This window comes from Bacteroides ovatus, assembly GCF_001314995.1.
Taxonomy (GTDB): Bacteria; Bacteroidota; Bacteroidia; order Bacteroidales; family Bacteroidaceae; genus Bacteroides; species Bacteroides ovatus.
Genome location: NZ_CP012938.1, coordinates 4,287,211 through 4,308,788 on the forward strand (window position 1 = coordinate 4,287,211; position 21,578 = coordinate 4,308,788).

The 21,578-nt window shown below is 42.2% G+C and carries 16 protein-coding genes; 7 read left to right on the forward strand and 9 right to left on the reverse strand.

Annotation, left to right across the window (positions count from 1 at the left end; translation table 11 throughout):
- Window positions 1-35 precede the first annotated feature (35 nt).
- Window positions 36-1,604, forward strand: a complete 1,569-nt coding sequence (locus tag Bovatus_RS16525) for an ATP-binding protein (protein ID WP_004298063.1) — start codon at window positions 36-38, stop codon at window positions 1,602-1,604.
- Window positions 1,605-1,617: 13 nt separating this feature from the next.
- Window positions 1,618-2,715, forward strand: coding sequence for an SGNH/GDSL hydrolase family protein (locus Bovatus_RS16530; RefSeq protein WP_004298064.1), 1,098 nt, complete (start codon window positions 1,618-1,620; stop codon window positions 2,713-2,715).
- A 106-nt stretch (window positions 2,716-2,821) separates the two neighbouring features.
- Here the strand turns inward: Bovatus_RS16530 and Bovatus_RS16535 are convergent, their stop codons facing one another.
- From Bovatus_RS16535 to Bovatus_RS16565, 8 genes are all read right to left on the reverse strand, one after another.
- Window positions 2,822-3,721: a glycerophosphodiester phosphodiesterase family protein gene (locus Bovatus_RS16535; protein ID WP_004298066.1), complete on the reverse strand. Its 900-nt coding sequence runs from the start codon at window positions 3,719-3,721 to the stop codon at window positions 2,822-2,824.
- A 66-nt stretch (window positions 3,722-3,787) separates the two neighbouring features.
- On the reverse strand, window positions 3,788-4,753 hold the full coding sequence (locus Bovatus_RS16540; protein WP_004298068.1) for a glycerophosphodiester phosphodiesterase family protein: 966 nt from the start codon (window positions 4,751-4,753) through the stop codon (window positions 3,788-3,790).
- A gap of 70 nt (window positions 4,754-4,823) precedes the next feature.
- Window positions 4,824-6,494: a PKD domain-containing protein gene (locus tag Bovatus_RS16545; protein WP_224440830.1), complete on the reverse strand. Its 1,671-nt coding sequence runs from the start codon at window positions 6,492-6,494 to the stop codon at window positions 4,824-4,826.
- A 29-nt stretch (window positions 6,495-6,523) separates the two neighbouring features.
- The gene (locus tag Bovatus_RS16550; protein WP_022199965.1) at window positions 6,524-7,918 is read right to left on the reverse strand and encodes a RagB/SusD family nutrient uptake outer membrane protein; all 1,395 of its coding nucleotides are present in this window, start codon (window positions 7,916-7,918) and stop codon (window positions 6,524-6,526) included.
- A 10-nt stretch (window positions 7,919-7,928) separates the two neighbouring features.
- Window positions 7,929-11,174, reverse strand: coding sequence for a TonB-dependent receptor (locus tag Bovatus_RS16555; RefSeq protein ID WP_004298072.1), 3,246 nt, complete (start codon window positions 11,172-11,174; stop codon window positions 7,929-7,931).
- A gap of 294 nt (window positions 11,175-11,468) precedes the next feature.
- Complete coding sequence (locus Bovatus_RS16560) at window positions 11,469-12,179, reverse strand: FecR family protein (RefSeq protein WP_004298075.1); 711 nt, start codon at window positions 12,177-12,179, stop codon at window positions 11,469-11,471.
- A 30-nt stretch (window positions 12,180-12,209) separates the two neighbouring features.
- On the reverse strand, window positions 12,210-12,410 hold the full coding sequence (locus Bovatus_RS25715) for a hypothetical protein (RefSeq protein ID WP_004298077.1): 201 nt from the start codon (window positions 12,408-12,410) through the stop codon (window positions 12,210-12,212).
- Between the two features lie 149 nt (window positions 12,411-12,559).
- Window positions 12,560-13,126, reverse strand: coding sequence for an RNA polymerase sigma factor (locus Bovatus_RS16565; RefSeq protein WP_004298079.1), 567 nt, complete (start codon window positions 13,124-13,126; stop codon window positions 12,560-12,562).
- 394 nt (window positions 13,127-13,520) lie between these two features.
- Here Bovatus_RS16565 and Bovatus_RS16570 point away from each other — a divergent pair, with 394 nt between their 5' ends.
- The 4 genes from Bovatus_RS16570 to Bovatus_RS16585 all read left to right on the forward strand — a co-directional run bounded on the left by Bovatus_RS16570 (window position 13,521) and on the right by Bovatus_RS16585 (window position 18,772).
- A complete protein-coding gene (locus Bovatus_RS16570; protein WP_004298082.1) occupies window positions 13,521-14,144 on the forward strand; it encodes an HU family DNA-binding protein in 624 nt (207 codons plus the stop codon).
- A gap of 256 nt (window positions 14,145-14,400) precedes the next feature.
- Window positions 14,401-15,498, forward strand: coding sequence for an AraC family transcriptional regulator (locus tag Bovatus_RS16575; protein ID WP_004298084.1), 1,098 nt, complete (start codon window positions 14,401-14,403; stop codon window positions 15,496-15,498).
- Between the two features lie 208 nt (window positions 15,499-15,706).
- Window positions 15,707-17,380, forward strand: a complete 1,674-nt coding sequence (locus tag Bovatus_RS16580) for a leucine-rich repeat domain-containing protein (protein ID WP_004298086.1) — start codon at window positions 15,707-15,709, stop codon at window positions 17,378-17,380.
- Between the two features lie 507 nt (window positions 17,381-17,887).
- Complete coding sequence (locus Bovatus_RS16585; RefSeq protein ID WP_004298088.1) at window positions 17,888-18,772, forward strand: D-isomer specific 2-hydroxyacid dehydrogenase family protein; 885 nt, start codon at window positions 17,888-17,890, stop codon at window positions 18,770-18,772.
- Here Bovatus_RS16585 and Bovatus_RS16590 read toward each other — a convergent pair.
- Window positions 18,755-19,543, reverse strand: a complete 789-nt coding sequence (locus Bovatus_RS16590; RefSeq protein WP_004298089.1) for an aspartate dehydrogenase domain-containing protein — start codon at window positions 19,541-19,543, stop codon at window positions 18,755-18,757. The two genes, Bovatus_RS16585 and Bovatus_RS16590, sit on opposite strands and share 18 nt — an antisense overlap.
- A 278-nt stretch (window positions 19,544-19,821) precedes the next feature.
- On the opposite strand from Bovatus_RS16590, the gene Bovatus_RS16595 reads away from it, so the two are divergent.
- Complete coding sequence (locus Bovatus_RS16595) at window positions 19,822-21,471, forward strand: DUF6377 domain-containing protein (protein ID WP_004322527.1); 1,650 nt, start codon at window positions 19,822-19,824, stop codon at window positions 21,469-21,471.
- The last annotated feature ends 107 nt before the right edge of the window (window positions 21,472-21,578 follow it).

Here is a 21,578-nt window from a genome sequence, read left to right on the forward strand (position 1 = left end):
TACGTATGTGATAACAATCTAATAGTAGAAATTGTATGTTGGTGACGGGCAGAAAACTCCCTATCGGGATTCAGACTTTCGAAGATATCCGCAATGACGGATACTTGTATGTAGATAAGACCGCATTGATGTGGACTATAGCAAACATCGGTAAACCTTTTTTTTTAAGCCGTCCGCGCCGATTCGGAAAGAGTTTGTTAATTTCTACGTTTGAAGCCTATTTCAAGGGACGGCGTGACCTTTTCACGGGACTTGCCGTGGAACAATTAGAAAAGAAGTGGGAAGAATATCCCGTACTGCATCTGGATTTGAATGCCGAGAAATATGATTCACCGGACAGATTGGATGCTATTTTAAGTAACCAGTTAACTCAATGGGAAGCTATATATGGCAGGGGAGAAGATGAAACCACTTTGTCTTCCCGCTTCTTGGGTGTCATTCGTCGTGCCTCCGAACAAGCAGGCAGGGGTGTTGTAGTCCTGGTGGATGAGTATGATAAGCCCTTACTACAGGCTATTCAGAATGAACCGCTTCTCGATTCTTACCGTTCTACTTTGAAAGCTTTCTACGGTGTGTTGAAGAGTGCAGACCGCTATCTTCGTTTTGCTTTTCTGACAGGTGTCACCAAATTCTCGCAAGTAAGTGTGTTTAGTGATCTGAACCAATTGAATGACATCAGTCTGAATTATGACTTCTCTACTCTTTGTGGAATCACCCGCGAAGAACTTCTTGCTAATTTTGAACCGGAGATTGCGGCTTTATCACAAGCGAATGATATGAGTACGGAAGAAGTTGTAGAAACAATGACCCGACAGTATGACGGCTATCATTTTCATCCTAATGGAGAAGGAGTGTTCAATCCGTTCAGTGTGCTGAATGCGTTTTTTAGTAAAGAGTTCGGCAATTACTGGTTTCAGACCGGAACTCCTACTTTCCTTGTGAAGTTATTGAAAGAGAGCGATTATGATCTTCGCTTGCTGATGGATGGTATAGAGACAGCTGCTTCCGCTTTCACTGAATATCGTGCTGATAGGAAAAATCCTATTCCATTGATTTATCAGAGTGGTTATCTGACTATTAAAGATTATGACAGAGAGTTTAGACTTTATCGTTTAGGCTTTCCTAACGACGAAGTACGTTATGGCTTTCTTAACTTTTTACTCCCATTTTATACGGCAGTCACGGATGAAGAACGAAGCTTTTATATAGGTAAGTTTGTTCAAGAACTACGTACAGGCAATGTTGACGCTTTCATGCACCGCTTTGAAGCTTTCTTTGCAGATTTTCCTTACGAGTTGAATGACCAGACTGAACGTCATTATCAAGTCATCATATATTTAATATTCAAACTGATGGGACAATTCACGCAGGCAGAAGTACATAGCTCACGGGGACGTGCAGATGCGGTTGTACGAACCCCGAAGTTCATCTATATTTTCGAATTCAAGCTGAATGGGACTGTTGAGCAGGCCATGGAGCAGATTGAAGAAAAAGGTTATGCTTTTCCTTATACGGCAGAGGATCAACAAGTGATAAAAGTTGGTGTAGAGTTTAGCGCAGAGAAACGAAATGTAGAGCGCTGGATGGTAGCGAAAGAAATTTAATATAAAATTGATTATGAAAAACTTAATACGAAATGTCTGGGTTTGCTTGGGGCTGATGGTGCTTCCCTTCACAGCCTCCGGACAACAAAAGGATAACATTACCTATGTGCCGGCTCAAGAGCTTTTACTGGTAGGCAAAGCAACTACCGAAGGCGAATACTTCCATCGGGTAGATACAGCCAAGTATCGTACAATGCCTCCCACAGTGAAGAAACTATTCACAAACTCTGCCGGTCTGGCTATCTCTTTTACAACGAATAGCCCCGTCATAAAAGCCAAATGGATGGTTCCTGATAATTACCAGTTACCCAATCTGACCAGAGTTGCTCAGAAAGGTCTGGATTTATATATCAAACGGGATGGAAAATGGCAATTTGCCGGAGTAGGGATACCGGGTGGTGTGACTACGGAAAAAGTGCTTGTTGATAATATGGGTACGGAAGAGAAAGAATGTTTGTTATATCTGCCTTTATATGATGAACTGAAAAGTCTGGAAATAGGTGTTTCTTCTGATGCACACATACGTAAAGGAGAAAATCCGTTCAAAGAAAAGATAGTGGTATACGGGTCCAGTATTTTGCAGGGAGCATCTGCCAGTCGTCCCGGGATGGCTTATCCGGCTCGTTTGTCCCGTAGCAGCGGATATAATTTTATCAATTTAGGATTGAGCGGAAACGGCAAGATGGAGAAAGAAGTTGCCGAGATGTTGGCGGATATTGATGCGGATGCTTTCATTCTCGATTGTATTCCTAATCCTTCTCCCAAAGAGATAACCGACCGGACTGTTGATTTTGTAATGACGTTGCGCCAGAAGCATCCGGATACGCCTATTATTGTGATACAGACATTGATACGTGAAACAGGTAATTTCAACCAGAAAGCTCGTGAGAATGTAAAACGACAGAACGAGGCCATCGCTGAACAGGTAGAAGTATTGCGAAAGAAGAATGTCAAGAACCTGTATTTCATAAAAGAAGATCAATTCTTGGGAACAGACCATGAGGGGACTGTAGATGGGACCCATCCGAATGACTTGGGATTCGACCGAATGTTGAAGAAATATAAACCGGCTATCAGTAAGATTCTGAAGATCAAATTCAAGGCTGAATAACAGGAATGAAAGATTATAACAGAGACAGATAGAAAAAATAAAGGTCAATTCATGGGGGTGAATTGGCCTTTTTCTTTTGCAAATGTGTTAAGTTGCTGTTGGTATTTTATAGTTTCCTTAAACCTTTATCTTCTAAGTATTTGATTAATTCTTGGGGACGATCAGTTTGTATCATAGTTGCCTTATGTTCCAGTATCCATCCCCAATGCTTATCTTTACCTTCTAATAGGGCGTTTTCGTCATCATGTCCACCGCATAGACTATCCCATAGAGTATTCATCCATACCCGGCTACCAGATTGTACAATTTTATCAATAACCTTTAAATTTGAAGTCTGTTCGTCTTTGAAGCAGAGTTCATAGGCTATTGGCGTAAAGTCTTTAATAAAACTTTCGGTCGCTTTTATATCTTCTTCTTTCCATAAATGAATGATAGGCATATAGAGCATACTGGTATTGGTTCCATATTCCTCTTGAACTTTCTCGACAGGATACCTTCCTTTTATAATCACTTGTTTTTCCATTCCACATTTTCGAATGATGGGAAGAATCTCCTTTATATATGTTCCGCCTTTATCTATATTGACCAGAATACGATCTTTACATGTCATTAACGCTTCTTCTAAAGTGGGTATGGATCGGCGGGTCTTTATACCGTTTCCACTTTTCAGCACAAATTGTTTTAGTTCTGTTGTCGTATAGTTTTTAATGGCGCCTTTTCCTGTTGAAGTGCGGTCTAGCGTTGCGTCATGCATACAAATAAAGTTGTTGTCTTTGGTTTGCTGAATGTCAAGTTCAACCATGTCTGCTCCCATAGCGATGGCATTCTCTATACATTGTATGGAGTTCTCCGGAGCATTCCTCCAGTCGCCACGGTGAGCTATAACAAATACATATTGAGAATTCTTGTCGTGAAGATTCCTCAATAGTTTATCAATTCTGGATTCTGCTTCAGCAGATAATGAAACCAGAAGAACTGATAATAGAAATATAATTTTCCTTGTCATACGTGCTTTTCTTAAATAAAATGTTTTGATCTATATTGGGTACCTATGAAAAACTATCCTATAAAGTTATCTTAATCCTTTTTCTTTTAAATAAGAGTTGACAAGATCAGAGTAATCAGTTTGCACAACTTCTATTTTGTTATCTATAAAAGTTTGAAGGTGCGAATATTTACTATTCAGTAGATCGCTATCCCAATCTAAATGATTGGCATAACCTACTAACTTGGCATCTTTAATAGCTCCCATTAGTTCAGTGAGAGATGCATTGTCTATTCCGAATTGTACCATTTGTACTTTACTGTAATATTTGGCGAGGACTTTTACTTCTGCCGCAGTGGATACCCATGGAAAAGGAATGGCTCCAGGGTTAATAGTATTCATTTCTTCAATATATGATGTACTGGAACCAGTATAATAGCAAACCTGGTCGATCATCCCTTTTTCTGCAACCGTTTTAATGATTTTACCTAAAAGACCCTTCTCTTTTACATCGACACAAACATAGATTTTGCCTTTCGCAGCATCCAATACTTCCTCAAGTGTAGGCACTTTGTATTCAGTGATACCTTTAGAACCTTTTAAAAAATATTGATAAAGAGTTTGATAAGTCATATTGGCTACAGCACCAGTTCCGTTTGTTGTAGCATTAATGGTTGTATTGTGCATATTTACGATTACTCCGTCAGAAGTTGCTCTAGGGTCTATTTCAATCATATCGGCACCGACTTCTATTGCATATTGGATAGCGGGAATAGAATTTTCAGGAATTCCGTCACGTATTCCCTTATAGGTGTTGCTACGATGAGCGCAAGTCCACATTTTCAGACTTGTGTTGCTGGAAAGATTCTTTAAGTCGGTTGTTAAACTTTTAGTGTCAGGTTCTTCACCTGGGTCCTCCGGGTCTTCATTATCATCCGGAGGAGTCGGCTGATTTTTGTTTTCATATTCATCATTGGAAGAGCCGCAACTGGTACACATTACTTGCCCGGATACAAGTAAGATGATTGCCAAAAGAAAAAATACTTTCTTCATAGTCTTTTTATTTTATTTATTAGATAATGTAGGATAGGCTATCGAAATAACCTATCCTGTTTGATTTGAATTATTTTACTGTAGCAGTGTGTTGAGCGTCTTTTGCACGCATCGGCCAGCCTGTTGTTGGTAATCCTTTCACATATTTGGATGACAGGGCCACTAATAAACTTTTCGATTCATCTTGGGTGTTAGTAATGGCCACATAGATAGTCCCGTCTGCATCCACTACCGGTGAACTCCAGAATTTGCCTTGTGTTGCAGCCCATTCGGATGCATAAGCACTTTCACTGTTAGCAATTGCTCCGGCCACATCAAGTACGGCAATAGCGTCAGTACCATTTGCGTCAAGGATATAGAAATTACCACGTTCCGTACCGAACAAGATATGTCCATCCTTATCAATAACAGGAGTACTGCTAACACTTTCTGATATCTCATATTGCCATTTGATAGTTCCACCTGCTGACAATGCAACAATTCCGCCAGGCATATCTCCCTGACTTTTCAATGAGGCATATACAGTGCCATCTGTGCCGATAACGACTCCTCCCTGATCTTGTTTGCCGGTATTCTCAATAGGGGTAGTCCAACGTACACTACCGTCACTGGCAACGGAATAGATGGTAGTAGTCAGATCAGATGTATAAATCATGCCATATACATTTCCTTCATTGTCTATGGCCATTGATGCATGACAGCCGCTGTTCAAACCACTGTCAAATGCTCTCCATGCCCATGGGCTGAAAGTATTGTCATCTTTAGCCATAGTAGCTTTTGCTACACCAAACATTCCGTAGTTGGTACACATGATATACATCATTCCTTGTTTGGAGATAACAGGACCTGCATAAACACCTCCGGCAGGACCGCTGGTACCATCTGCGTTAGTTAAATAGCTAACACGGTTTCCTGTTGTTTTGTCTACCGCAATCATTGAACCGGTGCTTCCCCCATTACCACAGTATACATATTTATCATCAAATGCTGGTGACACACTACGCATTTTGGCATTGGCGGCGTTACCTTTATTCCAAAAACCGGTAGTCGGATCATTGAAAGTAATCCATTTCTTATTTCCATCAGGATTGATAGCAAATAGTTTACCATTGCTTCCGTCACCTGTGCCAATGTAGATTGTACCATCCGTATCTACAGACGGTGTCATGTTTGAGCCTCCTGTTGCCTGCGCTCCCCAAGATGGATCAGTCATGTCGAATGACCATTTTTCAATACCTGAAGTTACATCATAACTATGTAATATGTGGTCATTACTATTGATGTAAACCGTTTTTTCATCAGGAGAAAGAGCGGCGGAATTGGAAACTAACTTGGCTAAATGAGTGGAGGAGGTCCATAGTAATGTGAGGTCTCCTTTTTCTACTACTTTATCGGTAATTTCAATTGTTTTCCGGTAGAGGTTCGATCTTCCACTGCTGTCGGTTATGGTCAAACTAACAACAAATATACCTTTCTCATTGTACACGTGCTTCGGGCTTTCTTCGGTAGAAGTCGTTCCGTCCCCGAAATCCCATACATAAGTAAAGTTGCCACTACCTCCATAAGATGCGTTAGTGAATTGTATTTCACCTTCTATTTGCCCTCTTTCGGGAGCGATTGAGAAAGTTGCGGAAGGAATATCTTTCCCGGCATTGTCTTCGTTGCTGCATGCGGCAAATAATAAAAGACAAACAATATATATGAACGGACATATCCGTACTTTATTTTTAATAGTTGTCATACACATAATAATCATTTAAGGTTTTGTTATTAATTTCCTGTATATCCCGCATATCCGGGATTTTGTGGGTAGGCTACCGTACCGGCCATGTCAATCTCATCTTGAGGGATCGGATAATACATCAGATAAGTACGACCATCAAGTGTTTCTAGCAATTCTAAGCGATTTGTACGTTTGATGTCCTGCCAGCGCATACCTTCAGCATAAAATTCACGACGGCGTTCGTCCAAGATCAATGTCTGATATTCTTTGTCCGATAGAGCTTTGATTGCTGCTTCACTTGGAGCGGTAGTATATCTTTTTTTCATATATTCCACTAATGCGGCGGCTCCGTTCGTTTTTCCGAGAGCTTCGGCTTTTACCAGATACATTTCTGAAATACGGGAGATTACTACCGGTGTGCAGGTATAATCTGACGTTTCCGCCAATTGATAAGTCCCATTCGGATATTTGATTACGCGGTTGGCATCTTGGCTGGTGAATGTGGCTTTTAACCGTACGTCTCCTTTGCGTGAAAGAGTATTATCATCAGCAAAAAGACTACTATAACACCAATCAGATGGAGCATAATTCCATGAACCGTCCGTGTCATTAACGTATAATGTGAAGTTTAGAGGACTGGATGCTCTTGAATTATTAACATAGGCAAATATAATTTCCGGACTTGAACTTCCTGCAACCCAATTTTTAGAGAAATCCATAGCGGTGGATGCGAGCGAGAAACTGGAATTAGCTAATACTGCTTCTGCATAGTTTGCAGCATCCGTCATCTTGTTCTGGAAAAGAGCTACACGTGCAGCAAGTGCATTTGCTGCGTCAGAAGATACGTACCATTTGGAATCTGCTTTTGACAGTAAGCGGATAGCTTTACCCAAATCTTCTTCGATGAATGTCCATACTTCAGCTTCCGGAGAGATAGGAACCACCTCTTTTGAACGTTTACGCAGGATGGGGACATTTCCATAATGAGAGGCCAGACGATAATAAATAAATGCACGGAAATAGTAAGAGACACCACCTACTTTTTTCATAAGAGCACTTTCTTTATTTTCGGAAGCTTCATAAGTTTCTACGAGAAAATTGACCTGATGCAATGTTGTAAATGAGTTTCTCCAAAAGGAGAGAATGTTAATTGCCTGATTGGTATACGAGGGAGACATTTCGCATGGGTCTGTAATTTGACCTCCTCCGGGACCTGCTTTGAAATTTTCCCCTTGTATATCATCCAACCACCAGAAAGTGAATGTATAATTTTCCATAGTGGCGTATACTCCATTTAATAGCTTTTCGAGATCATCATCCGTCAAGGCTGATTGAGGAATTGCATGTCGGGGGCTGATGTCGTCCAGCCAGTCAGAACAGCTCGTGCCGAGTATAGTTATGGTCATTAAAACCAGAGTGAATAATAGTTTTATATTTTTCATATCGTTAGTTTTAGAAGTTAATGCTTGCACCTATGATAAAACTCTTTAATGTGGCTTGTTCTCCGAAATCTGCTCCGTAGCTGTTGCCTGTCGGATTACTTTCGTATGAGAATTCCGGATCATATCCGGAATATTTGGTCAGTGTAAAAAAGTTGTCGAGAGAAACAAAGATGCGAGCTCCCGTTACATGTATTTTTGACAACAGAGAATGAGGAAGGCTATATCCCAATGTGATGGTTTTGAATTTGAAATAAGAAGCATCTTCCAGATAACGGGTAGAAACAAGATTGTTTCCGAAACCGCCGGTGAACGTGCCTGCCAAAGTAGGGCGTGGAACAGTGTTGCTAGTTCCTTCTCCCCTCCAGTAATGGTTGGCGGCATATTTTGATATGTTATAGAATTGTTCCGAATCGACCAGTGTGCCATTTTTGTAACCTTTGATACTGCTGGACGCCAAGCCGAGATGTTCCGTACCTTCTGTTCCCCCGCAGCCTTTCCATGCTGACAGGATTTTACCTCCGGCTGCAAATTGGCAGAAAATGGATAAGTCGAAGTTTTTCCAGTTCATAGTCGAAGTGATACCACCATAAATGTCAGGTGTAACCTTTCCTACATACATGCGGTCATCGTCTGTGATGTCTCCGTCATTGTTGTAGTCAAAGTACTTACAATCACCAGCACGTACTCCTTTTGCGTAGAGTTTGCTTGGTACTTCCTGGTCGGTTTGATAAATACCATCCTGACGCAACATATAGAAAGCACTAACCGGTTTACCTACCATTAAAGCATGCATTACTTTACCGGTATTGGCACCACCACCGTTGATTTTCATATCAAGTACTCCATCCAATGACAACAGTTTGTTTTTTGTATAGGAGAGGTTAGTAGCAAGCTCCCATTTAAAAGGACCATCGAATATTTTACCGCTCACCATCACTTCCAATCCTTTGTTCTCCAGCGAGCCGATATTGGCTGTCCGGGTAGTATATCCTGTTGTAGCAAGAGTACTGATATTATAAAGTAATCCGCTTGTCTTTTGATAGTATCCGTCTACAGATAGCGCCAGTCGTCCGTTGAATAGCTCTGCGTTGATTCCGACATTCACCTGATTAGCTTTCTCCCAGATAAGATCCGCAGCATCTGCTCCGATTTTAAAACCGGATGAACCATTATAGGAATTTCCTCCCGAAGTTACTAATGACATAGCTGCCCAGTTACTGATACCATCCATACTGCCAGTCTTACCCCAACTGGCTCGTAGCTTTAAGTCATTCAGTGGCGTGCCTTTAGGGAAAAAAGGTTCGTTGATAATCCGCCACGCGAAAGAAGCAGAAGGAAATGTTCCATAACGTTTATCTTTTGAGAAACGTGAAGAACCGTCACGACGCATCGTTACATTTAAGATATAGCGATTATCCCAATTCAGGGCGGCACGTCCGAAATAAGATTCGAGTGCATATGCATTATATCCGATACTACCTGCGTAGATGTTAGAACCGGAATTTATCAGACCGAAGCTGGAAGAAGGATAAGCACCGTTTGCGTAATTATCACTGTAAGCTCCAAAAGTTTCATAGTTATACTCTTCGTATGAGTGACCAAGCATGGCTGAATAAGTCAGTTTATCCCAACTATTTTCATACGAAATTACGTTGTCTATAACATATCGGTAACTTACATTTTTCTGTTCGCTAAGTGCACCCCATCCTGCATTTTTGGAACGTGCGTCATGTTTCTCTGAAATTGTTTTCTTTTCTTCATCAAGAATACCGTATATGCTGAATGAGGGAGTGTATTTGAGTCCTTTGATAGGAGTAATATCAAAACTAAGGGCAGCTACTCCTTGTTTCTTATGTACAGTCCAGTCTTCTTCATTAATCAGCATAACGGGATTATGACGACATAATTCTGTTGACATCACTGTATAGCCTCCATCTTCCCGATAAGCTCCAATCCATGGTTGTTCTTCACGGGCAGTACGAATCACTTTCAAACTGGTAGATGACTCTTCCACTTTATCGAAACGGCTGTAAGATCCTGTGAGATTCAGATTCAGTTTAAACCATTTGTTCAGCTGATGAGTAAATTTTGCCCTTAGGTTGGTTTGCTGGAATCCGCTGGTACGGATGATACCTTGTTGGTCGTTAAATCCCACAGAGGTGAAAAAGGTAGTTTTCTCATTACCTCCCGAGAGATTGATAGATGCCATAGTAGAGTGTGCTATATCACGTTGAATGAGTCCGAGCCAGTCTGTTTCGGTAATCCGGTCGGGGATAAAGAATGATTTTGTGTCCTTCTTCTGCACATTCCAATTATCTACGGCTGCTTGCATAGTACGAGTATATTCTGCTACATTTGCCATTGGTATATCGTTGGCAATCCATCCAAGGCTGTGGCGTACACTGGCATTTACGCGTGTTTTACTGTTGGTGTTTCCCGATTTTGTGGTGATGATGACAACACCGTTGTTAGCTCGCGAACCATAGATGGCAGCAGCTGAAGCATCTTTCAATACGTCCATGCGTTCGATGTCGTTGGGGTTTAGCATAGGCATTGATTCACTGGGAACTCCATCGACCACATACAATGGGGTGCTGTTACCTGTGATGGATGCAATACCGCGTACCCGTACACTCGGTTGTTCACCGGGGGTACCGCTGGCAGAGGCTACATTTACACCAGGAGTACGACCTTGCAGCATTTTAGCTACATTGTAGTCACTGCCTTGGTCCAGATCATCCACTTTCAGGCTACTGATAGAAGTAGTTACTAGTTTTTCGGACTGGGAGCCATAGCCGACTACAACTATCTCATTTAATGCAATGCTACTTTCTTTCAAATATATTTTCAGATTGTTTTTATTGCCGGCTTTCACTTGTTGTGAGTCAAATCCAATATAAGATACTGTTAGTGGTTGGTTAGGATCTGCTACAATGGTAAAGTTTCCGTTAATATCTGTAATGACTCCGGTTCCTTTTCCTTGCATGACATTGGCGCCAATAATAGGAATTCCACTTTCATCTAGTACGGTTCCTTTAATCGCTCTCTTTTCATTACTTCTTTGTTCTGTCTCCTGCTTTACCAATACGATGGTGTTGTTGGTAAATGAATAAGATATATTCAAAGGAGTAAATACCTGTGAGAGCGCTTCGCTGATAGGTTTCTTTGTGCAGCTAATTGTCACTTTAGTCTGATCGTTAAGAACATGATTCCGGTATACAAAAGTATATCTCGTTTGCTGTTCTACTTGTTTCATGAAAGTTTTTACCGTGCCATTTTTGATATGAATGGACACATTTCCTTCTTGGGCAAACACTCCCGAAGGGAATAAAATTATAGCAGCGGATAAAATGGTAAAGTTTCTAAAAATAAGGCTGTTCCGCAGTTTCCTTCTCAATAAAAATGTTAACTTTGTGATATTCATAGTTGATAATGTTTTGATGTATAAAATTTTATCGACTTCCATACAACCAAAGGATTGGGCGATTCTTTGGTTGTTCTTTTTTGATTTTAACTACTATGTGTTTTCCATAAGCTCCTTTCTTTTAAATTAGTAAATAGTTATTATATCTTTATGTATCTCGTACTTAAATCCGTATTGTATGCTTAAGGATCTTATGACATTCTGTATACTTTCGTTTCGGAAAGATCCCGATAGTAAATCTTGTGCGATTTGCTTATGATGCAATCTGATTTCCACCCCATACCATCGTTCTATCTGGGCTATTACATCAATTAATGGTGTGGATTCAAAGATGAGGTAATTATCTCTCCATCCGGCTTCAACATGGGCATCCGCTTTGCTTATTCGTAGTGTTCTGTCCATAGCGGAATAGGTTGCCTTTTGTCCAGGTGAAAGCGTATATTCATGGGGAAGTGAACCACCTGATATTCTGATTCGTCCGCTAAGTAAAGACGTTTCTACAATGTCTTTTTTATAGGTCTTTACATTGAATGAAGTTCCTACTACTTCAATTTGCAGATCGTTGATTATTACCTTGAATGGGCAATCGGGATTCTTGGCAACATCGAAAAAGGCTTCTCCTGATAGTTTGACGAGGCGTTGCTTGGAGTTGTTTACATCATATTCCAGGTTTGTAGCCGCATTTAGATGTACAAATGTACCATCAGGGAGAGCCATTTCTGCTTTACTGCCAGCTCTAACTGTTACAGCAACCATTTGACTTTCCGGGTTATTCATCCATGTATAAAGTCCAAAAGAGGATGATAGGATGATAGCGATAATGGCAGCATATTTCATATATTGCAGCCAACGGCGTCTCCAAATGATTTATTGTAGTTCCTTTCGAATTTGCTTTTTCATCATAGGAGGCATCTTTATCTCTACTGTGTCGTTTTCCATATCTATCATGGTATTCCATAACTCTTCGTCAGGTATGTTGTTGAGTTCATTTCTGAACTTTCCAATATCGGAAGAGGTGATTCCTTTTTCGATGTACTGGCAATATAACTTTTTAAATTGTGGACTCATATTATTGGTGTTTCTATAGGTTATACGTAAATACATAAAGGGAGTACTAGACTTTTTTTATGTTGTAGAGCATAGAAAAAGTTAGGAATAGTAGGTGTTTGTAGAGTTTTGTGGAGTTTTAATTATTCCTACTGAAAGTGTTATTCTTGTTACAGGAAGAAAATAAAGAGAATATTATATTTCATCATTTCGCTGCGAAGAATCTTCAGGGCGGAAGTCAGATAGTTTTTCACCGTTTGTTCGGAGAGATCCAGTTGTTCGGCTATTTGCTTGATGGGGATATGTTTCTCCCTGCTTAATTCATAAATCTCGTGTTCCCGTTGTGACAGAACTTTCTTCGATTGTTGAAGTTGTTGCAGGAATTCGTCGTACAATAAGATATCTTCCGGCGATACGTCAGTTGCCTGGTTCTCGCAATACTCCATAAAGTCTTCGAATTGCAGTTCGTTGACTTGTTTGCGGAAATAATCGATTACCTGATGTTTGGCAATAGTGAAAATAAAGGCTTGCAGATTGCCGAAGCTATTCAACTGGTTACGGTTGTCCCATAGGCGTAAAAAGGTATCCTGAACAATATCCTGTGTCAGGGAACGATTTTTTAGTTGTTTAAGAACAAAGCTGTAAAGTCGGTCGGCATAGGCTTCATAAATCTGTGTAAAAGCCTGGTAGGAGCCGTTGCGTAGTTCTTTTATGCACTGTATTTCGTCTATTTTCATCCTTTCTGCAATAGAAGTAGGTCGGGCAAATGTACTGAAATAATTTAGAAATCAACAAATCTATGTGAATAAATAAAGAGAAACCGATGTCCGGTAGTTGGCAGATGAATTTTATTTTGCAATCATATTACAATCATATATTGAGCTTTATTGTGCCGTCTCTTGCTTTCCGCTAATTAATTTTGTATCTTTACTGTTTTTTACCCTTGTAAAGACAGGTGGTCACCTTATGCAGTGATAAATATCACCTTATAAGGTGACATTAGGCTGTTTACAAAGTGACTATTGTCCCGTTACAATCGGACAACTATCCGAGTGCATAAACAATGATAAATCTCTGCACTGAAAATCTTTATTCTCTGCACTGAAAAATCTTAAATATAACAATAAGATTATGGCCTTTTACAATTTAAAGAAGAAGCCTGCCTTGACTACTAAGGAAGGAGAAACGGAAACAATGTATGCCGACATTGTCTACAGTGGAACGATTCCGGCAGAACGATTGATCCGTGGTGTTGCTAAGAGAACCGGATTTAAGGAAGGAGTGATAGAAGGTATCCTGATGGAACTGAAAGACGATGTATTGCAATATCTAGGTGAAGGATACCGCGTCGAATTGGGAGAGTTCGGCTTCTTTTCAGCCAAAGTGAAAGCTTCCCGATTGGTAGCAAATAAGAATGATATTCGTTCTGAATCCGTAGCTTTCAACGGGGTGAATTTCCGTGCTTCCAAGAGTATGCGTGTGGGTATTCGCGGAGATTTGGAGCGTAGAAAGTGTGTCGATTTCAACACTTCGCGTAAGTGGGACAGAAACAATCTGGAGAAACTCGTCCTGCAATATATCGGAGAGCATGGCTTCATCACAAGAGCCACTTATACGCAACTTACAGGACGCCTGAAGAATACTGCATTGGACGATCTTAAATCTTTTGCAGCCGAAGGCATTATCAAGCGAGAGGGACGGGGTAATCAGATGCATTTCATTGCACCGCCACGAAAGGAACCGGATGGCGAGTAGTGAAATCTAACGGAATATCGATGGAAACCTTGTCGTACAAGATTGGAGATTGGGAACAGAACAGAGAAATGAAGAGGTAGTATCTACCCGAATGGATTGAATCAGTGCAAAATGTGGTATAAGTATGATGTATGGCTAAAAAAATACAGTACCTTTGGCTGTGAATACAGGTAAAACGGTGATGAGGTGTCTATGAAACAGCCTTACAGTGGATTTCTCGTCCGAATGTTGTTTGACCGATAACACAGACTATAATATGTTGGATATCATATACTACTTCAATATCTTCGGTTGTCTGACGATGGGGATGGCTCTGCTGTTGATTCAAACAGCCCCACAGCTGATAAACCCGCACTACCGCAATGCCAAACGATTCCTGGGTATTGCATCGATTATCGTGGCTCTGTGCAATGCGCTTATCCTTTACAACAGGGTACAGGAGAGCGTTGCCGAAATATTTGCAATGCCTGTGCTCGTTGCGGCACAGTTGCAGGCGGCGCTTTTTACTTTTATCGTACTGATACTTTTTCATTCACCATACGTTTGCCGGCGAAATATTTTGCGACACCTCTGCCCGACATTGTTTTTTGTGGGACTCTATCTATTAACGATACTTCTATTTCCTGATGTGAGGATCTATTCGGTGGATGAGTATATAGCGAATATCACGAATCCGGTTCTTTTGTTAAGAACTGTATTTGCGGCTACTTATCTGACGCAGATCGTGATTTACGTCCGTTTATTCCGGCGTGAGCAACGGAATTATATGGCCAAGATTGAGAACTATTTCTCCGACACCGACAAATATGAATTCCGGTGGGCTTCGAGACTGTTCTACGAGGCTGCCTGTATCGGCGCCGTTCTGGTGTTCAGTATATTCCCTGCCCCGTTATTCGACGGAATAATTACGGTGGTGGTTACAGTGTACTACTTTAACTTTGGAGTGAGGTATATCAACTACCAATACAAACTTTACTATGAGGCTTTGCCCGCGATAGAGGAGAAGGAAGAATCGCAGCCGACAAAGGAGAGTGAAGGAGACAGGGAACTGGAAGATGAAATGGCAAAACTATTATTGTATCTCCAGCAGGGTGTTGTGCTGGGCGACTATGCCGAGGCTCTGCATATTCCGGAACGGAAACTATCTGTATTCATCAATTCGACTTACGGGGTGAGTTTCAAACGTTGGGTGAACAATAAACGGGTAGAATACGCCACAGAGCAAATGGCGAAACATCCGGATTATACAATGGAGAGAATTGCCGAGCTTTCGGGTTTTGCCCACAAAAGCCATTTCTGTAAAATTTTCCGGGAGATAACGGGGGGATCTTTTACCGAGTACAAAAATAGATAATACCTCCAAGCTGTTGTATATTTGGCGATACAGCTTGTTCCAACATACAATAAATCCACAAAAAACACTTGTGTTGCACGTTTCGACGTCAGATATGCGTAAACGTGCACCAATCATCCAAAATTTTCATTATATTTTTGCTGCGTAGGGCATAAACCGCTCTGCGCTTTTTTGTTTTCCCATGAATATTAATCAAATATAAAACAACATGAAAAAGATTTTTTCTTTGTTAGTGCTATGTGCAACAGTAGTCTTTGCTTCGTGCAGCAAGGACGATCCGGTAACGGATCCCGTGCCGGAAGGTATCGTCGTCACCACCTACGACGCCCTGCTCAACGCCCTGCAGACGGGCGGCACCTCGGCCGATGCCCCGACACTCATTACGCTGGGCGGCAACATCACGATACCTGCGGGAGGTGACTACGACACCCCTCCCATGAACGGCAGCGGCCACTTCAAGATAGACGGCGGGCACCACACCCTCACTTGGGATAACACCGCCAGCAACCGCCACCTCCTCGGCAATTTCAGCCCCGACGCCGGTGCCGTTTATATCGAACTCACCAATATCAATCTGGACCGACAAGATATGAACGCCGCAGTATGTGTTTACAACGGCAAGATTACGCTGGGCAAAGACGTGGCATTGAGTGGGCAAGATGACAACATGATTCTGGCTAACGGCGAGAAAGCGGAATTGGAACTGGGTGACGGCTGCGAATTGTCTTACGAGACAGGCAGCAGTCCGTGCTGTGTAAGCGTCTGGTATGGTGCCACCCTCGTGCTGAACGGGGGAAAGACCGCTGCCGGGGCTTACATAGGCCTGGACTGCAATTTTTACCCGGCCGTCTCCTATCCCCTTATCTCCGTTCCGAAAGCCCTCACGGGTGATGTGCACCTCCTTCTCAAAATGATCGGTACAACCCCCGTCGCCCAAGGCATTGGCAATTACCAACTGACGCAGGCGGACTGCGACCGCCTGATAGTGAATCCGGAGTCAACGGTCGGCGTCTATGCGGGATGGGGTGGGAAGTACGACGGCAACTTTGAACTTCACCTCGACCCTGCGGCGGATTATCAAATCAAGCTGCGCCTGAAAAATTTCACACCCCCTACCTCCGGCACTATCGACGTGACCGGCATGACCGACGTCGTGGCGCGGGCAACCATCTGTGCAGCCCTCGAAGCAGGCCACACCGAAATCGAGCTGAAGGGCGAACTTTCCAAGATAGGAATGGGCGGGCAGTGGGGTGTATTTGCCGATAATACGCAAATCACGAAATGCGACCTCACCGAAGTGACGGGCTGGGGTGCAACGCCAACTTTGCCCGAACTCGCCTTTAAGGATTGCACCGCCTTGCAGGAGGTGACGCTGCCCGATGGCGTGCAGGTAATTGGAGAGTATGCCTTTATCCGTTGCGCCGCGTTGACTACGGTGAATCTTTCGCAGGTCACCCAGATTGATGAAAGCGCATTTCGGGGATGCACTTCATTGAAGACGCTCACTTTGGATAATGTGGCAGCGATAGGCCTGGATGCTTTCTACGGATGCACGGGCCTCGAAACGCTCAAAATACCGAAGTGTACTCGGTTCGGCAATTATATCGTAACGGGCTGCAAAGCTCTCACCCGGATAGAAGCCATCGCAGCCGGAGATTTCGTTCACATAAGTGATGGTAGCAGCATAGAGCGCACCGCCGTTTTTCACAACAGAACCGCTCATTCCGGAGATAACGTATTCAATCCCGCCAAGTGCGACCTCGTGCTGAACGCCGACAAGCAAGAGGGTGGCGGGGCCGTCCCCACAGTCTCCGCCAACAATGAATGGACTGTGGCGCAGTACGGCGGCCTCATGAGATGGAAGAGTATCACGCCACCGTAATCCGCGCCTTTCCTGAAGTTGAACTTCAAGGCGGTCTGATTTATTTTTTGAAATCCAATTTTATGCCTGATGCGGTTGACGACATATGTTGTCGTAAAAAGATTATATCTTAATTAGTAGTCGATTAAAAACGCTCTGTCATCGGCAGATTACAAAATAGATCTCCGCCCAACTTACAAAAAGGGTCCCCACTGTCAAATTGCAGGGATCCTTTTGCTTTATACAATTTACTCCGCATGACTTAGGAAAGCTGTCCTCTGTCAAAAGGAAGATCATCGAATAACGGAGTTTTTTTATTGTCGAATTGTATAAAAACCGGTCGTGAGTTTGTTTCCTGAGAGAATTTTGTTACTTTTGTATTCGAAAGAGTTACTTGAAGATACAACTCTGCAAATCGCTAAAATGCGCACAGTTACCAAATTGTTATCTCTCAATTCCCCAAATTATGCAAAGTGTTTATTCTTCAATTGGTTATCTTAACCGCGAATAATCTAAAATAAAAAAACGATGTTTCAGAAACTTGTAGCTATAGAGCCGGTCAGTCTGGTTCCGTCGGCCGAAAAAGCGTTGTATTCATTTGCCGGTCAGGTGGTGATGTATCCTGATATACCCGCGAATGATGATGAAATCATTGCCCGTATCGGAGATGCTGATGCGGTGCTTTTGAGTTATACCTCCCGTATCAACCGGTATGTACTCGAGTGTTGTCCGAATGTGAAATACATTGGAATGTGTTGCTCACTCTATTCTCCCGAAAGTGCCAATGTCGATATTCGCTATGCTAATGAACGGGGTATCACGGTGACAGGTATCCGGGATTATGGTGACGAGGGAGTAGTGGAATATGTAGTCAGTGAGTTGGTGCGCTGTTTGCACGGCTTTGGACAGGAATCGTGGGAGCAGTTGCCTCGTGAGATTACCGGATTGAAAGTCGGAATAGTCGGACTGGGTAAGTCTGGCGGCATGATAGCGGATGCCTTGAAATTCTTTGGTGCTGAAATTTCATATTATGCCCGCAGTGAGAAAGAAGCGGCTACTGCCAAAGGATATCGCTTTTTGCCATTGAGGGAACTCCTGGCAGAGAGTGAAGTCATTTGTTGTTGCCTGAATAAAAATACGATTCTGTTGCACGAAGAGGAATTTAAGCAGATGGGTAACCGGAAGATCTTATTCAATACCGGTTTGTCGCCGGCATGGGATGAGGCTGCTTTTACTGAATGGCTGGAAGGTGATAACCTTTGCTTTTGTGACACGATAGGCGCATTGGGGGGTGAGCAACTTCTCAATCATCCGCATGTACGTTGTATGCAGGTGTCTACTGGCCGCACGCGTCAGGCGTTTGACCGCCTGAGCGCAAAAGTACTGGCCAATCTGTCAGAATACAATGGGTGAAGCGATATTAATCAGGGTGCTCACTACTGACCACCCTGCAATATCCGATGTGGCACTATAAATGTCTACTACGGCATGCACCTGGTCGTTCTTGATTTCTACTCTTTGCGTATCTCCCACAAATCCGGGAGTAGACTGTATGGATACCTGCATGTTCTCCGGACCGACAGAAGCCCGTGAGGCGGCAACTGTAACATTCACTTTGGTTGGAAAGAGGCGAATAGCTTCCGCAGCACTACCGGAGAAAACAGTACGTTGTTCCGTTTGCAAAGAATCATCATAAACGGGAGTTCCTTTGAGTCCATTAGGACCTTTTTCATTGAAGAAGCGGGCCGTCGTATTTCCCATCAGAGAGGCAGTTCTTAAAACGTCGAATCCACCGGTAGCTCCGGATGCGATATAGACCCGTGTACCATTTGCTCTGGCGGTTTCTGTCACTTCTCGATAGAAAACTTCATCTGCCAAAGCACCGATAGACAAGGTAATGACAGACGTTCCGTTTTTCAATGCCGGCAAAGCCAATTCCCGCATAGCGGCAGGAGAGGCCGATTCTACCAGATAATCTGGTTTTAATGCCAATAACTCTTCCAATTTGGCACAAGCAATGCAAGGTTTGCCATGTTGCTGCATTTTATTTACGATGTGCGCTGCTTTTGATGCCGTACGCGAATAGACACCTACCAGATCATAATCTGGTAATGAGCCTTTGACAACTGCATCCGCAACGATTTCTGCAAGTCGTCCACATCCTACAATGACTAACTTTTTCATGCAACAAAGATAATACTTTTATTGGTAAGAGCTTCGGTTGGTAATATGGTATTTATTTTCATCAGGTATGTATCCGGGAATGGATTTGTCTGATAGAGTAAGACTCATTTTTATTAATGATAATGTAACATATACTCTGTTTGGCTCCTGTTTTTTCTTTATAATAGATTACTTGTTCCTTTAATTTATGAGCCATTTATAGTTAGGTTACGAAGATTTTCTATACATTTGTCCGGTTAATCTCTATCATCTCATACTCACTAAAGTCTATCCGCCCAATGAAAAAGAACTGTCTACTCTGCTTTTTGCTCTTCTTTTCCTGCCATTCAGCTTTAGCTGGTGAAAGCTTGGACTCATTGTTAAATGTGCTTGATAAAACGATTAAGGAAGCCGATACTTATGTGCAAATTAAAGAGAATAAACTCCATGAACTGAAAAAAGAAGCACGAAAGACACCTCCCTTTTCTGTCGAACGCTATAATCTGAATAACGATATTTATCTTGAATATAAAGCATACAGTTCCGATTCTGCACTCCACTATCTGAATGAAAATATGCTGTTGGCACGCCAGTTGAATGACAAAGAGCGGGAACTTAAAATTCAATTGGAGCTATCCTATCTGTTATCCTCCATCGGAATGTATATGGAAGCAGCGGATATACTTAACTCGATTGATCGTCAGACATTGCCATCGTCTCTTTTGGGACATTACTATACTTGTTACGAGCATGTATATTTCGAAGCAGGAGCGGCACAACCCCGATATAAGATGTTTGCTTCCCGCTATGTGAAATTGAGCCATGCATACCGTGATTCCATGCAGATCACTTTAGATCCGTCCTCGGCTACATACCTGTGGTTGCGTGAGACTCAACTAAGAGAAGCCGGAAAATACGATGAGGCTCTTGAATTCAGTGACCGCCGGCTCGCAGAATCTTCTTTCGGAACACCTCAATATGCACTGGTAGCCTATCAGCGTTTCCGTCTTTTTGAGAGCATGGGCAAGAAAGACGAGCATTTGTATTATCTGGTACTTTCAGCCATATCAGATGTTCGTTCCGCCATTAAGGAGCAATCTTCTTTGATGGTATTGGCACAGGAACTGAATAGTAAAGGAGATTTGAAACGTGCCTATGACTATATCAATTTCTCATGGGAAATATCACAATTCTATAAAACGCGGTTGCGGAGCTGGATGAATATCACCCCGCTTTCTATGATAAACGGGAATTATCAGGATATTATCAAGCAACAAAACCGGGAATTACTGATCTATATTGTGTGCGTAGCCTTGTTGGCATTACTGTTGGTGATTGCATTAATCTATATCTACCGACAGATGAAAGCCCTTTCCATCGCCAAAAAAGGATTGCAGGAAGTAAACGAACGGCTCTTCTCGTTAAATGAAGAACTCGAAGAAGTGAACCGTCATCTTCGTTCCACCAATCTGGAACTTTCCGAGTCCAATCTTATTAAAGAAGCCTATATTGCCCGTTTCTTCAAACTGTGCTCTGTATATGTAGACCGTTTGCAAGCGTACAGAAAGCTGGTAAACAAGAAACTGCAACGCGGACAAGTGGCAGAATTGCTCAAAATGACACACCTTAGCAATGACATTGTAACCGTTGAGGTGCAAGAATTATATGCGAACTTTGATTCCGCTTTCCTGCATCTCTTTCCTAATTTTGTGGAATCTCTCAATGCCTTATTATTACCTGACGAACAAATCGTTTTGAAACCGGATGAATTACTGAATACCGAACTGCGTATTTTTGCTTTGATACGGTTGGGAATAAAAGACAGTTCGCAGATTGCGGAACTTCTGCATTATTCGGTGAATACAATCTATAATTATCGTTCGAGAGTAAAAACAAAAGCACGTGTTTCACGAGACGATTTTGAAGATTTGGTGGCAAAAATCCGTTAATAAAATCTGTGCCCAATCTACCTTTTAATGTGAGCTTGTTTAGAAATAAAATATTAATAATCAGGTGGTTATTTCTTTGAGAGAATTGTAGATTTCCACTTATATTC

Coding starts and splice junctions, on each gene's coding strand:
- Bovatus_RS16575 (WP_004298084.1), top strand. CDS start 14,401: ATGTTGGATATCATATACTACTTCAATATCTTCGGTTGTCTGACGATG.
- Bovatus_RS16585 (WP_004298088.1), top strand. CDS start 17,888: ATGTTTCAGAAACTTGTAGCTATAGAGCCGGTCAGTCTGGTTCCGTCG.
- Bovatus_RS16560 (WP_004298075.1), bottom strand. CDS start 12,179: ATGAAATATGCTGCCATTATCGCTATCATCCTATCATCCTCTTTTGGA.
- Bovatus_RS16540 (WP_004298068.1), bottom strand. CDS start 4,753: ATGAAGAAAGTATTTTTTCTTTTGGCAATCATCTTACTTGTATCCGGG.
- Bovatus_RS16570 (WP_004298082.1), top strand. CDS start 13,521: ATGGCCTTTTACAATTTAAAGAAGAAGCCTGCCTTGACTACTAAGGAA.
- Bovatus_RS16590 (WP_004298089.1), bottom strand. CDS start 19,543: ATGAAAAAGTTAGTCATTGTAGGATGTGGACGACTTGCAGAAATCGTT.
- Bovatus_RS16555 (WP_004298072.1), bottom strand. CDS start 11,174: ATGAAACAAGTAGAACAGCAAACGAGATATACTTTTGTATACCGGAAT.
- Bovatus_RS16530 (WP_004298064.1), top strand. CDS start 1,618: ATGAAAAACTTAATACGAAATGTCTGGGTTTGCTTGGGGCTGATGGTG.
- Bovatus_RS16545 (WP_224440830.1), bottom strand. CDS start 6,494: ATGACAACTATTAAAAATAAAGTACGGATATGTCCGTTCATATATATT.
- Bovatus_RS16535 (WP_004298066.1), bottom strand. CDS start 3,721: ATGACAAGGAAAATTATATTTCTATTATCAGTTCTTCTGGTTTCATTA.
- Bovatus_RS16580 (WP_004298086.1), top strand. CDS start 15,707: ATGAAAAAGATTTTTTCTTTGTTAGTGCTATGTGCAACAGTAGTCTTT.
- Bovatus_RS16595 (WP_004322527.1), top strand. CDS start 19,822: ATGAAAAAGAACTGTCTACTCTGCTTTTTGCTCTTCTTTTCCTGCCAT.
- Bovatus_RS25715 (WP_004298077.1), bottom strand. CDS start 12,410: ATGAGTCCACAATTTAAAAAGTTATATTGCCAGTACATCGAAAAAGGA.
- Bovatus_RS16565 (WP_004298079.1), bottom strand. CDS start 13,126: ATGAAAATAGACGAAATACAGTGCATAAAAGAACTACGCAACGGCTCC.
- Bovatus_RS16550 (WP_022199965.1), bottom strand. CDS start 7,918: ATGAAAAATATAAAACTATTATTCACTCTGGTTTTAATGACCATAACT.
- Bovatus_RS16525 (WP_004298063.1), top strand. CDS start 36: ATGTTGGTGACGGGCAGAAAACTCCCTATCGGGATTCAGACTTTCGAA.